Source organism: Streptococcus pluranimalium (genome assembly GCF_047785745.1).
Lineage (GTDB): Bacteria > Bacillota > Bacilli > Lactobacillales > Streptococcaceae > Streptococcus > Streptococcus pluranimalium_B.
In genome coordinates this window covers 1-11,695 of record NZ_JBLOJT010000051.1, presented here as the reverse complement: position 1 = coordinate 11,695, position 11,695 = coordinate 1, and the positions used below count along the sequence as shown (strand labels likewise).

The window sequence follows — 11,695 nt, the reverse complement described above, 5'->3', positions numbered from 1 at the left end:
GCTATTTTTGTAATTTTTCCCAAATAATAAGTTCGTTATATTCTAGTGATTTTTGAACATCTATAATGCGTTGGTTTGACGATCCTCTAAACTGTAGCATAAGATTTCTTTTCGTTCGATCATATCTTCCATCCACCAGAATGTCTATCATTTTCAACATCTCTAATTTATCGTCTGTCTCTAACATCATCTCTTCCCAAGTATAACCTGTCCAAGACCAGATATCTTTGCTAGGCATTTCCGATTTGATTCGTTTCAAAAGAGGTATTAAAATGCCCGTATTTAAAAACGGTTCGCCACCTAGTAGTGTTAAGCCTTGAACATACGGTTGTGATAAATCCTCTATAATACGTTCTTCTAACGCCTGAGTATAAGGTATGCCCGCATTAAATGACCAAGTTGCAACGTTATAGCATCCTTCACAGTGGAACATACAGCCCGAAACATATAATGAGTTTCTAACACCTTCACCATCAACAAAGTTAAAAGCCTTATAGTCTATTATTTTCCCTTGGCTCAATTCTTCTGATTTCCATTCACCTGGTTTAGGATTATTCATCGTTTCTGATCCAGTACCTTTCCGTCTCATTAACAATATTCTCTAACAAACCACCATTAGCTATAATAACTGCTCGACTGGCAGGATTATCTTGATGACAAGTTACTAGGATATCTCTGATATTTTTTGTTTTTGTCATTTCAATGGCATCCCTTAACATCTTTTTGGCAATCCCTTGATTTCTCTTACTTGGTCGAACAGAGTAGCCGATGTGTCCGCCTTGTAATAATAAATCGTCATTTAGTCGCAATCTGATATTTAAAAAGCCAAGTGCCTGTTGTTTATTATCAAAGGCTACCAATTGAATGGCTGGTACTCCTTTTCCATGTAAGCCAGCTTCTTGTAATTGATTTGTTTCTAGCCAATCTTCAAAAGAGAAGTCACTATGAGAAAAATTCCATAAACCTGCTGTTGAGCTGTCCTTTTTGCAGTATTCATCAATCATGTCTAAAATACTTTCTTTATCTTCGATAGTTGGACGTCTAAGAATCAGATTATTTTGGTAAGGTGACATTTAGTGCTCCACTCAAGGTATTTGATTGATTGATTTGATGACATAGCCAATGGCTTAGTAAACTAGATTCCGGACTAACAGGATTCTCTTTTGTCTGAATAGCTTCAAGAAAAGTATCAATAATCGTTTCAAAACCTCTTTTATACAACGTCGTATCCCAGGAACCAAATTGTTTTTTCAACTGATCTGTTTCTTTGAATATAGTCAAATCATCCAAATTGTCAAGGTGATACGTTTCCTCTGGCGTTTGAATTTCCATGATTTCTCGTCGACTTCCTGACTGAAGGTTCATCCCAACAATAGCAACAGATTGTTCTGTCTCTAAAACAACTGAAACTTGACTCAAAAGGGCGTTTTCTTTAATTACCTTAAAATGAGCTGAACTGATTTGCTCATCAAGTAAATATAATGCTGTATCTAAAGGATGAATAAAAAAATCAAAGAGCTTAAATTGAAAATCTCCTAAGCGATTAACATCATTTTTTTCAACGATAATACGACGTTTATGTTTAAGAGTGGTCATTTCTGAAACTCTAGGTGCGAAACGACGGTTAAACCCAGCCATTAGAAAGGTGTTATGTTCTTGTGCTAATTGATAGAGTTTTTGGGTAGATTGATAATCTTCCGTCAATGGTTTATCCATATAGACAGGGAGTCCCTTGATTAAAAATTGACTGGCAATATCAAAATGTGCTTTGGTGGCCGCATGAATAAAAACACCATCTAAAGTGGCTTTCAAGAGACTTTCCAATGACTCATAAATCTCAGAGTGCCCAAACAAAGCTGACACACCTTGTCTAACGTCTTTATTTCTTGTGAAGATATGCCACTCTATATTAGGTAATTGTCTCATATAAGGAAGATAAGCTTTTTGAGAGATTCCTCCAATACCTACAAGGCCAATTTTTAGCATCCGTCTTCCTCCTTCAGTTTATTTTTGTTTAGCTTTTGCCTTTTTTAATAATTCTTGCGCACGCGCTTTTTTATCTGATTTTACAGTTGAATTTTTTTCATGAAATTGTTGAACGAGTGCTTTTCCTTTATCATCTAATTGGTATTTTCCCATGATTTTCCTTTTCTATTTATAATGATGAGCCATTCATGTGTTTAACACGAGCTGAAATTTCTTTATGTCTTCCTTTGACCATAGGTCTAGCTTGTGGATTTCCAAGATAACCACAGGTTCGTTTAACAACATCTGCTGTTTTTGGATCCGTATTACCACAGTTTGGGCATTTAAAGCCACGCTCTGTTGGATCAAAATCCCCTTCAAAGTCACAAAGGTAACACTTATCAATAGGGGTATTCGTTCCCAAATAACCGACACGGTCATAAGCATAATCCCACACTGCTTCTAAGGCTTTTGGATTTTGTTGCAACACTGGGTATTCACAATAATGAATGAAGCCTCCAGAAGCCCCAGCTGCAGGGTAATCTTTTTCAAAATCAAGCTTTTCAAATGGTGTTGGATTTTTACGGATATCATAATGGAAGGAATTGGTATAATATTCTTTATCTGTAATGTCTTTAATGATACCAAATTTTTCTGTATCTAGTCGGCAAAAACGGTCTGTTAAACTTTCTGAAGGAGTTGAGTAGACTGAGAAATGGTAATCATACTCATTAGACCAAGCTTCACAAGCCTCTTTCATTTGACGGATAATATCTAAAGTCAAATCTTTAGCAACGGGATTAATTTCCCAATCAGGTCCATAGAAGACAGTTGCTACTTCATAAAGTCCGATATAGCCAAGAGATACTGTTGCACGATGCTTATTAAAGACCTGATTAACATCGTCATTTTTTCCTAGACGTTTTCCAAATGCACCATACTGATAAAGAATTGGCGCATTAGCCGGACTAGCTTCTTTCACTCGATTAATACGGTAAACAAGAGCATCTTTAGCAACTTGCATCTTTTCCTTGAATAAATCCCAGAATTTATTGATATCCCCAGAAGATTCCAAAGCAATACGAGGCAAGTTAAGAGTCACTACACCTAGATTCATACGACCTGAAGTGATATCTTGACCACTTTCATCCTTCCAACCTTGTAAGAAGGAACGACAACCCATTGGTGCTTTAAAAGAGCCTGTTAAGTCAATGATTTTATCGTAGGAAATAATATCTGGATACATACGCTTAGTCGCGCATTTGAGTGCTAATTCCTTGATGTCGTAGTTCGGAGAATCGGGCTCAAGATTCAATCCTCTTTTGAGTGTAAAAATCAATTTGGGGAAAATAGCTGTTCGTTTTTCACTGCCCAAACCTTTGATACGAATATTTAAAATAGCTTTTTGGATTTCACGTTCAAACCAAGAGGTCCCAAGACCAAACCCTAAAGAAGTGAAAGGAGTCTGACCATTTGAGGTAAATAAAGTATTGATTTCATACTCTAAAGACTGCATAGCATCATAAATATCTTTTTGCGTCTTTTGTTCTGCGTAGGCTTCTTGTTTACCTTCAAGAACCCATTCTTGTGCATCCTTTAGATGCTTTTCGTAATTTAATTGAGCATAAGGCGCTAAAAATTCATCTATGCGATCAGCCGTGCAACCACCATACTGACTGGAAGCAACATTAGCGATTATTTGGGCGATTTGAGCTGTTGCTGTTTGAATAGATTTAGGGCTTTCAACCTCAGCATTCCCAATCTTAAAACCATTAGCTAACATGCCCTTGAAATCAATTAAACAACAATTGGTCATTGGTGTATAAGGGCTATAATCTAAATCATGAAAATGAATATCACCTTTTTGATGAGCATTAGCCACATGGTTAGGTAACATTTTCAAGCCAATAGCTTTACCAACAATCCCTGCAGTTAGATCACGTTGAGTATTGAAAACATCACTATCTTTATTAGCATTTTCATTAACTACCGATTGATCCTTACCAATCAATTTGTCAATGGCAACATTAATATCCAGTTCTTGATTTTTATACTCTTGTTTTGAAGTAGCAAAATCTTGATACGATTTTGCTAACTCTTCTTCTTGAAAGGTCATCAAGGTTTGAAGAGTAACTGTTCGAATATCTTTTGTTTTCAACGTTGGGGTACGATGTTGCGATAACTTAGTTAAAATTGCTTCTAGGATAAGTTGAAGTTTTTCATTTGTTACCAAAGAACTTGGTGTCCTAGATTTTTCAAGACTAGCAATTAATTTTTGAACATCAAAAGCAACTAATCTACCATCGTACTTTTCAATTTGCTTTCTATTTTGAGTAGTTACATTTGTCTCTGCTATCATTTCTTTTTGCATTGTCATAGAAAAACCTCCTGATAGATGTTATTATGACATAAGGAAAAAGAAAAATCAATATATTGTGTCAAAAAAACATACAAGACACAATATATTGATTTTATTTTAATTTATAGACAATGAAAGAGTTAACGCCATCTACCTTAACTTGCTTATAATGTCTTGAAATATTCTTTGTTATTGCTTGATCAAGTTTAATACTTTTTTTAAACATGAGAAGTTCCGCATTATCTTGTAGCAAACTATCTTCTAAACTTTGTTTATTCTTAGACGTTACAGTATATAAATCTGGCACTGAGAACTTCGATAATGATTGCCTTTCTGAGGCTAAATAAACAGTAGCTTGATTGTCCCAAACATAAATTTTGTCATCTTTATCAGTAGTGTTAGTGATAAAAGAAACCAGTTCTTGTCGCTCATCTATTACTTGGGACGCTAGATAATAATGATATCCCAACTGACCCACAAAGCCAATGAATAAAATGAATGGTAAAAAATATGTTTTTATAAAGTATTGATAGAAAAATTTCTTTGCTAGGGACTCTCGTCTTTTACGTCGGTGTGTTCTACTAGATAGACTTAATTGATAATCCTTCACTAAGCGGAGACTGGCCAAGATGAGCCCTTGGACAATCATAAATAACAGGTAATAACTATTAAACGATTGTGAAAAAATAGCATAAATACTATAAACAACGATGGAAATCATCAAAATAATTTTTACTGCTGTCAGCTCCGTTTTACTGCCTCTTACAAACCCAAAATACATTCCTGAGAATAGGACTAGAATAACTTGAACAATAACACTAACTAACAATTCTTCATGCCCAGTTTGTAGTACAGTTAAATGAAACAGAATCGGCTGAGCAATGTATTCTGCTAATAGTTGCTCATTGAAAATAAAGTAACCAACAACATAGCCAATTAAGATCATGCCAAAAATAAAACAGAGGATTTGATAAAAACCACGCGCAAAACGCTTTGATTTAATATTAAAAATAAAAATAGCAAAAATTGCAATTAGCAAAAAGATTAACAGACGTGGTTCAATGAATAAACCAATTGTACTCATTAAACCAAAAACAATAAAACGCTCATCTTTAACTTGATTTTTAAAATAAGATATCAAAAACCAAATCATGCTTAAGAAAAATGGAAATGCCCACTGAATGGGATATAGGCCTCCAAATCCCACAATGAGATTAAAAAGATAAAATAATAAATTCATGGCAACAGCCACTTCACTTGAATGTGTTAAATTAGTAATAATCTTATAAAGATAACGACCAGAAATATAGTAAGCCAAAAAATGAATGACAATTAGCCATAGGTTGCTTCCTAAAAGATATGATAAGGCTATTACTGCATAATACAAAAAGCCGCTCGTTGCATAAATGTCATTATAAGGGAAAACACCTTTTGACATCATTAGTCCAGTATAAAGACTTTGTGTTTGTTCAACCGTTGAAAATTCTTTTACAACAGGTAATAAAATAGATACTACACTGACGATTACACTCAAAAGGAGCACATAAAAATGAGCCAACCCTCCAATTTTGGAATTCATTTTTTCTTCAAAAGAATCTGATCCCTCTAAAGACATCGTGTTATTTTCCTGGTAACTTGTTGTCACTAGTATTCTCCTTATTCTAACTTCTTTACAAAGTATAACAGAATTTACACGTTAGTCAATTTTTCAAAGAGTGAAGCGTATTTTTCAATATCTCTAAAATAGTGACAATCTTTTTCTTGATAATGCTTTACAAACAATTTTTCTTCCTCAGTTAACTCAAGTGGTAATGTATCAACTACTGTCATCTTACTTATTCATTCGAAAAATTATCATTATTTTTATTGTATGATAAAAAAAATCCGATTAAAATCGGATCAATCACTTAATTTTCATCAATAAAGCTATTAAATACTTCTTCAATCATATCCCATTCAACATCTGAATCTTCTGGAATTAGCTGAAGATCACCTTCAGTACCATCTTCATTTTCAGTAAATGAGTATGCTTGAATTTCAATTTCGCCGTTATCATCTTCTTTAGCTCCAGCTGGAACTAAAAGAACATAATTTTTACCAAATTCTTCTTTACCATCGATAGTCAGTAAAATTTCAAATAAACTTTCATTACCTTGATCATCAACTAAAGTAATAACTTCTGGTTCGTGCTCGTGATTATGATTTTCTGCCATTTCTTCTCCTTTAATTTAAAACATACGATCTAGATAATTTTGCAAAATAAGTTGAGCCGCTAATTTATCAATAACTTTTTTACGTTTCCCACGACTAATATCTGCTTGCTCAACTAACATTCTTTCCGCTTGAACAGTTGTCAAACGTTCATCTTGATAGGCAACAGGAAAACCAAATCTTTCCTTAATTAAGTCTCCATAGAATTTGCTCGCTTCCACACGCGGCCCCTCAGAGTTATTCATGTTTTTAGGAAGACCTACAACAAATTTATCAACCTTATACTCAGAAATTAACTCAGCTAAACGTTCTAAACCGTATTCTTTTTCTTCTTCGTTGATTCCAATAATCTCAATACCCTGAGCTGTAAACCCTAAAGGATCACTGACAGCAACACCTACTGTTTTTGAACCAACGTCTAGTCCCATTATTCTCATCAGAGTTCTACACCATGATTAATAAGATAAGAACGCACTAATTCCTCCACAATCTCATCACGTTCATATTTTCTAATCTGATTTCTAGCGTCGTTATAGCGCGGAATGTAAGCTGGATCTCCACTGAGAACATAACCTACGATTTGATTAATTGGATTGTAGCCTTTTTCAGCTAAAGAATGATAAACATTTGAAAGGGTTTCACTAATCTCTTTGCGGTTAGCGTCATCTAAATTAAAACGAACTGTTTCATCTGTAAATCCCATACTTACACCTTCTTTCTCACAGTCTTTTGATTGTTAATTATAGCATAGTTAATGCCTAAAGACAACTAAAATAAAATCTACGAACATATCCAAACTTACTATCGAGTAAGATTAGAATTTTATTTTACTTCATGGTAAGATAAGAATATGTCTAAAGAAGTACAACGGCAAGAAATGATTTTGAAAATAAAACATTTTTCAAAAAATAGCCTACAAAAGAACAAAATTGATAATCTACTACTAGAAAAGTTAATCTCTACATCTTATTATCACGACGCTAGAATCCTTGCAACATACCTTTCAATGCCTCATGAATTTAATACCACTCCTCTTATTACGCAGGCTATCAAAGATAAAAAAACAGTTGTCATTCCAAAAACATGTCCTGAAGGCAAAATGATCTTTGTAAAGTATGATGAAAGTCAATTACGAAAAACGTCCTTCGGGCTCTTAGAACCTATTTCAAATTTAGAAGTTGACAAGTCTGACATTGACCTCATTCATGTTCCTGGAATTGTTTTCTCACCTGATGGCTATAGAATTGGTTATGGTGCAGGATATTTTGATCGCTATTTAGCAGATTATTCTGGCAATACTATCAGTACTATTTATTCATTCCAAATCCAAGACTTTCCAAAAAACACCTTCGACATTCCGATTAGAAAACTATTATACTAATGTCTACATTCAAAAAATCACCTATTACTCTATTACTTGTTCTCAGCATATCCCTTATTTTCGGCTGTATGCAATTGTTATATCCTGGAGAGGCGGAAAATGCCTCCGTTATCTACCATTTCGGTGGATTGATTGGAAGCATACTAAAAGAAAACCTTTCTGATTTCTGGCGTCTTCTGACACCAATCTTTGTTCATATTGGATGGGAGCACTTCATATTTAACACTATTACGCTCTTTTTCCTTGGACAATTATCTGAAGAACTCTATGGGCATATCAAATTTTTAATTCTATTTTTCTTATCTGGAATAATGGGAAATGTATTTGTACTATTACTAACCCCTGATGTTATAGTAGCAGGTGCATCTACATCTATTTTTGGTCTTTTTGCTGCTATTGTTATTACAGGTTACTTCAGTAACAATCCAAATTTGAAAAATCTCAGTAATTCATACAGAACACTGATTATCATTAATCTTATCTTTAACATTATGACTCCTAATGTCAGTCTTGTTGGTCATCTAGGAGGACTCTTAGGGGGCGTTGTTCTAGGAATGGGATTAAGTCCAAAAGATGAGACTACACTTTCTACTTTTGTCAAAACAATTTCAATCATTTTCTATTTTATTATCCTCATTAGCCTAATTTTATTAGCAATAAACCAGTAAACTAAAGAAAGAAATTTTCCTTATGCTCCAATTTTTAATACCATCAGCTAAAGAGATGGTCGAAGAAAAAACAAAAAATACTGTAAAATTACGTTCAGATAAAACGACTACTATTGTGAAAGAAATGGTACAAAAAGATATACCTGAACTACTCAGACTTTATCATTTCAAAAAAGAAGAGGCTGCATTAAAAGAGCAACAACGTTGGAAAGATATTTATTCTGGAAACAGCTCTTCATACAAAGCTATAGAGTTATACAATGGCCTAATGTATCGTTCCCTCAAAACAAATTTATCAAGTAATGCCCTAGAATATCTTACTCAAACCACATATATTACTACTGCATTATACGGTATTATTCCTATTAACGATACCATTCATCCCCATCGCTTAGACTTTAACACATCTACACTAATCAATAATCAATCCCTCAAACAATTTTGGAAAGAAGAATACGATAACTTCTTAAAATTAAATGAACAAGAAGCAATGATCTCACTACTATCTTCTGAATTTGAAAATATCTTTTCTCCTGAACAACGTCAGCAACTAATCAAAATTAAATTTTACGAACAGACTAGTTCAGGAAAGTTAAAACAACACTCTACTATCTCCAAAAAAGGACGCGGTTATTTTCTCCATGCCGCAGCAGAAAACGAATGTCAAACGATAGACGATTTGAAAAAGCTCACATTTGAAGGTTACCGTTTTGAAGAATCTGAGTTAAAAAACGAATTAATCTTTATTCGAAGCGTTTAAGATTATTCTAATTATACATAGCAAAGGCCCTACTTTATAGTCATTGAGTTTTAAAATAGTATTCCACAGCATTCAAAACAGAGCCGAATGTTCTTGCCAATTCAGTGACATTTCTTTTCAGAGTTGCCCAGAACTGTTCAATAGGGTTCAATTCAGGAGAATAAGGTGGTAAAGGAAGAAAATAGTGTCCCTGAGCTAGTGAAATCTCATCTAATTGTTTTTTAGGGTGAAAAGATGCATTATCCATGACAATAAGGTGCGGTTGGGATAAAAGTGGTAACAGTTGTTCTTGATACCAGGTTGTAAAAAGTTCTGCTGTCATTGTCCCTTTGTATAATAAAGGCGCTATGACTTGGGAACCCATCTGCCCAGCAACGACGGAAATTCTTTCAAAGCGGCGCCCACTAATTTTATCATGAACTTTTTGACCTCGTACTGCTCTAGCTTTTTGGCGATAGAGATAGGTATCAATCCCTGTTTCATCAATATAGACAATCGGAGTGCCAGAAAAGCACGCTAAAACATCAAGATAGCGTCTAACCTTCTCGCTATCTTGCTCTTTGTAAGTTGTTGTCTTTTTTTAAAGTGATTTTCAACTTTTTCAAAGCCGACCAGACCGATGAGATACTACAGTCAAAATGCTCTGCAATTTCTTTTAGGAAGGCATCAGGGTGTTCCTGAACATAGTTTTCTAATTGGTCAAGTGGCAGCTTGCGTGGACTAAGAGCTCGAGGTTTTCGATTTAAGTGTCCTTCTTGACCTAGTTGCTTTTCCCATAGATACAAAGTATTAGTGCTAATACCGAACAAGTCACAGGTTTCTTTTTTAGAATGTCCTGATTGCACATAAGAAATAACGCGTTTTCTAAAATCAATTCCGTAAGCCATATTTCTATTCTATCATATACTAAATAAAAACTGAATAACTATATCATTCAAGATAGGGCCCTTATTATATAAAATTTTCTTCAAATATTTGACTACTTAACTATAGTCAAATATTACTCATCTTCCATAGCTAACTAATACTATTAATAGTTCAGATTAATCATTTCAAGTTCGTTTCCGATTTATTTCTAAGTTAAACATTCAATAGATAGTTTTGTTTTAACAAGATTATTGATCCTAGTGTATCATTTGAGCATCTTATCAGTCTATTTTAGCGCTAATATATTTTTTAGATAGCTTGAAAATTGGATTTGAAAAGATAAAAAGAACAAAGAAGAATAGTTTAAACAAGATGGATTATCTTGAATTAAACGAAATAGACAAATCATTCCTTCATGTTCCCAATCTCTAACATTCCAATGTTGCACCTGATGCTGATTCATAACCTTAAAAATTATTGGCCGTATTAGGTGACATAAGCTATCAAATGTCATTTCCTTTAATGATATATCATTACTCATAATCATAACCTCACTCTATATAATAATATGATTATATAGAGATTACACCTATTAAACCATGACATAAATGTCATGTCTCGATAGCGACTGTCCAAAGACAACTAGATCACTTTCAAATCAAGGAAACCTTCAAAAAGCTACCTGCTATCCTGTCCTGAGATAAATTTTCAAGAAACGAAGATCAATTAGTCTTCATCACTCAAGATTTTGAGACTGGAAAATGATCACTGTGCTTGAAGACAATAAACAAACAACGATCAAGAACGTCTTATATAAATTTCCAAGAAAGATTCGTGAGATAGTTGAAGTTGTCATTGTGGACCTGTCTGGTAGCTATATTCCCATCATCAAAACCCTCGCTATCCTGTTTTTAGGCTTAGGCTGAAAGCACGTATTGTCCTTGATTGCTTCCACATCATCCAACACTAAGCAGGGCTATAATGTCGACGAGAATTGCCATCATGAAATCTTTTGACACGCAATCTTTGGCTTTTCGAGCAATGAAGAATCACTGGCGAATCTTACAAAAAGATAGTCGAAAACTATCTCTGAGGACCTGTGCTTTTACTATAACTTTTACCAAATATTGCTTTTTCATTTTCAAGAGAAACAAGCTAATCACTTTTTTGACTTGATTGAGGAGCATCTGGAGACTGTGAATAAAGAGTTTCGAACGGTCTTCAAAACTTTTTTGAAATACAAAAGCTATATTATTAATGCCTTAGAACTTCCCTATTCTAACGCGAAGCTAGAAGCAACCAACAAACTCATCAAAGATATCAAACGACAAGCTTTTGGATTTCGGAAGTTTAAAAACTTTAAAACCAAAATTCTCATCGCTTTGAATACTAAAAGGGTCAGGGGAGTGACCCTTTTAGGTTGTCTCTCGAAAACCGGAAAGAGACAAATAGAGAGAACCAGAACGATTCTCTCTAGATGTTAA

At 34.1% G+C, this 11,695-nt stretch carries 14 protein-coding genes and 2 pseudogenes; 4 read left to right on the top strand and 12 right to left on the bottom strand.

The features are described from left to right. Window position 1: 1 nt before the first annotated feature. From nrdG to ACMZ6U_RS06515, 10 genes are all read right to left on the bottom strand, one after another. Window positions 2-559: an anaerobic ribonucleoside-triphosphate reductase activating protein gene (gene nrdG / locus ACMZ6U_RS06560; RefSeq protein WP_416107289.1), complete on the bottom strand. Its 558-nt coding sequence runs from the start codon at window positions 557-559 to the stop codon at window positions 2-4. Beyond that, window positions 552-1,073: a GNAT family N-acetyltransferase gene (locus tag ACMZ6U_RS06555; protein ID WP_416107287.1), complete on the bottom strand. Its 522-nt coding sequence runs from the start codon at window positions 1,071-1,073 to the stop codon at window positions 552-554. The genes nrdG and ACMZ6U_RS06555 overlap by 8 nt, the downstream gene beginning before the upstream one ends. Further along, window positions 1,054-1,986: a Gfo/Idh/MocA family protein gene (locus tag ACMZ6U_RS06550; RefSeq protein WP_416107285.1), complete on the bottom strand. Its 933-nt coding sequence runs from the start codon at window positions 1,984-1,986 to the stop codon at window positions 1,054-1,056. Before ACMZ6U_RS06550 ends, ACMZ6U_RS06555 begins: the two co-directional genes overlap by 20 nt. 18 nt (window positions 1,987-2,004) lie before the next feature. Next, on the bottom strand, window positions 2,005-2,139 hold the full coding sequence (locus tag ACMZ6U_RS06545) for a hypothetical protein (protein WP_416107283.1): 135 nt from the start codon (window positions 2,137-2,139) through the stop codon (window positions 2,005-2,007). 16 nt (window positions 2,140-2,155) lie between these two features. Further along, window positions 2,156-4,324: an anaerobic ribonucleoside-triphosphate reductase gene (gene nrdD / locus ACMZ6U_RS06540; protein WP_416107291.1), complete on the bottom strand. Its 2,169-nt coding sequence runs from the start codon at window positions 4,322-4,324 to the stop codon at window positions 2,156-2,158. A 112-nt stretch (window positions 4,325-4,436) separates the two neighbouring features. After that, window positions 4,437-5,969 carry a hypothetical protein gene (locus ACMZ6U_RS06535; protein ID WP_416107281.1) on the bottom strand — a complete coding sequence of 511 codons (1,533 nt, stop codon included), beginning with the start codon at window positions 5,967-5,969 and terminating at the stop codon, window positions 4,437-4,439. A gap of 44 nt (window positions 5,970-6,013) precedes the next feature. Beyond that, entirely contained in the window at window positions 6,014-6,154 is a 141-nt protein-coding gene (locus ACMZ6U_RS06530) for a hypothetical protein (protein ID WP_416107279.1), read from the bottom strand. 77 nt (window positions 6,155-6,231) lie between these two features. Beyond that, window positions 6,232-6,537: a DUF1292 domain-containing protein gene (locus ACMZ6U_RS06525; protein ID WP_416107278.1), complete on the bottom strand. Its 306-nt coding sequence runs from the start codon at window positions 6,535-6,537 to the stop codon at window positions 6,232-6,234. 15 nt (window positions 6,538-6,552) lie between these two features. Next, the gene (ruvX, locus tag ACMZ6U_RS06520; protein WP_416107276.1) at window positions 6,553-6,972 is read right to left on the bottom strand and encodes a Holliday junction resolvase RuvX; all 420 of its coding nucleotides are present in this window, start codon (window positions 6,970-6,972) and stop codon (window positions 6,553-6,555) included. Then, window positions 6,972-7,238, bottom strand: a complete 267-nt coding sequence (locus ACMZ6U_RS06515; protein ID WP_415671246.1) for an IreB family regulatory phosphoprotein — start codon at window positions 7,236-7,238, stop codon at window positions 6,972-6,974. Before ACMZ6U_RS06515 ends, ruvX begins: the two co-directional genes overlap by 1 nt. Before the next feature lie 147 nt (window positions 7,239-7,385). Here ACMZ6U_RS06515 and ACMZ6U_RS06510 point away from each other — a divergent pair, with 147 nt between their 5' ends. Genes ACMZ6U_RS06510 through yaaA form a run of 3 tightly spaced genes read left to right on the top strand, consistent with a single transcriptional unit; the run spans window position 7,386 to window position 9,344 of the window. Then, window positions 7,386-7,916: a 5-formyltetrahydrofolate cyclo-ligase gene (locus ACMZ6U_RS06510; protein ID WP_416107274.1), complete on the top strand. Its 531-nt coding sequence runs from the start codon at window positions 7,386-7,388 to the stop codon at window positions 7,914-7,916. Continuing rightward, window positions 7,916-8,584: a rhomboid family intramembrane serine protease gene (locus tag ACMZ6U_RS06505; protein ID WP_416107272.1), complete on the top strand. Its 669-nt coding sequence runs from the start codon at window positions 7,916-7,918 to the stop codon at window positions 8,582-8,584. Before ACMZ6U_RS06510 ends, ACMZ6U_RS06505 begins: the two co-directional genes overlap by 1 nt. Before the next feature lie 22 nt (window positions 8,585-8,606). Next, on the top strand, window positions 8,607-9,344 hold the full coding sequence (yaaA, locus tag ACMZ6U_RS06500; protein WP_416107270.1) for a peroxide stress protein YaaA: 738 nt from the start codon (window positions 8,607-8,609) through the stop codon (window positions 9,342-9,344). A 40-nt stretch (window positions 9,345-9,384) separates the two neighbouring features. Here the strand turns inward: yaaA and ACMZ6U_RS06495 are convergent. Further along, window positions 9,385-9,861 (bottom strand): annotated as a pseudogene (locus tag ACMZ6U_RS06495) (transposase); the annotation flags it as partial. Between the two features lie 31 nt (window positions 9,862-9,892). After that, window positions 9,893-10,231: an IS630 transposase-related protein gene (locus tag ACMZ6U_RS06490; protein WP_416107268.1), complete on the bottom strand. Its 339-nt coding sequence runs from the start codon at window positions 10,229-10,231 to the stop codon at window positions 9,893-9,895. Between the two features lie 586 nt (window positions 10,232-10,817). Here ACMZ6U_RS06490 and ACMZ6U_RS06485 point away from each other — a divergent pair. Next, window positions 10,818-11,695, top strand: a pseudogene (locus ACMZ6U_RS06485) (transposase); the annotation flags it as partial.

Coding starts and splice junctions, on each gene's coding strand:
- ruvX (WP_416107276.1), bottom strand. CDS start 6,972: ATGAGAATAATGGGACTAGACGTTGGTTCAAAAACAGTAGGTGTTGCT.
- nrdG (WP_416107289.1), bottom strand. CDS start 559: ATGAATAATCCTAAACCAGGTGAATGGAAATCAGAAGAATTGAGCCAA.
- ACMZ6U_RS06555 (WP_416107287.1), bottom strand. CDS start 1,073: ATGTCACCTTACCAAAATAATCTGATTCTTAGACGTCCAACTATCGAA.
- ACMZ6U_RS06530 (WP_416107279.1), bottom strand. CDS start 6,154: ATGACAGTAGTTGATACATTACCACTTGAGTTAACTGAGGAAGAAAAA.
- ACMZ6U_RS06505 (WP_416107272.1), top strand. CDS start 7,916: ATGTCTACATTCAAAAAATCACCTATTACTCTATTACTTGTTCTCAGC.
- ACMZ6U_RS06545 (WP_416107283.1), bottom strand. CDS start 2,139: ATGGGAAAATACCAATTAGATGATAAAGGAAAAGCACTCGTTCAACAA.
- ACMZ6U_RS06490 (WP_416107268.1), bottom strand. CDS start 10,231: ATGGCTTACGGAATTGATTTTAGAAAACGCGTTATTTCTTATGTGCAA.
- ACMZ6U_RS06515 (WP_415671246.1), bottom strand. CDS start 7,238: ATGGGATTTACAGATGAAACAGTTCGTTTTAATTTAGATGACGCTAAC.
- yaaA (WP_416107270.1), top strand. CDS start 8,607: ATGCTCCAATTTTTAATACCATCAGCTAAAGAGATGGTCGAAGAAAAA.
- ACMZ6U_RS06550 (WP_416107285.1), bottom strand. CDS start 1,986: ATGCTAAAAATTGGCCTTGTAGGTATTGGAGGAATCTCTCAAAAAGCT.
- ACMZ6U_RS06525 (WP_416107278.1), bottom strand. CDS start 6,537: ATGGCAGAAAATCATAATCACGAGCACGAACCAGAAGTTATTACTTTA.
- nrdD (WP_416107291.1), bottom strand. CDS start 4,324: ATGATAGCAGAGACAAATGTAACTACTCAAAATAGAAAGCAAATTGAA.
- ACMZ6U_RS06510 (WP_416107274.1), top strand. CDS start 7,386: ATGTCTAAAGAAGTACAACGGCAAGAAATGATTTTGAAAATAAAACAT.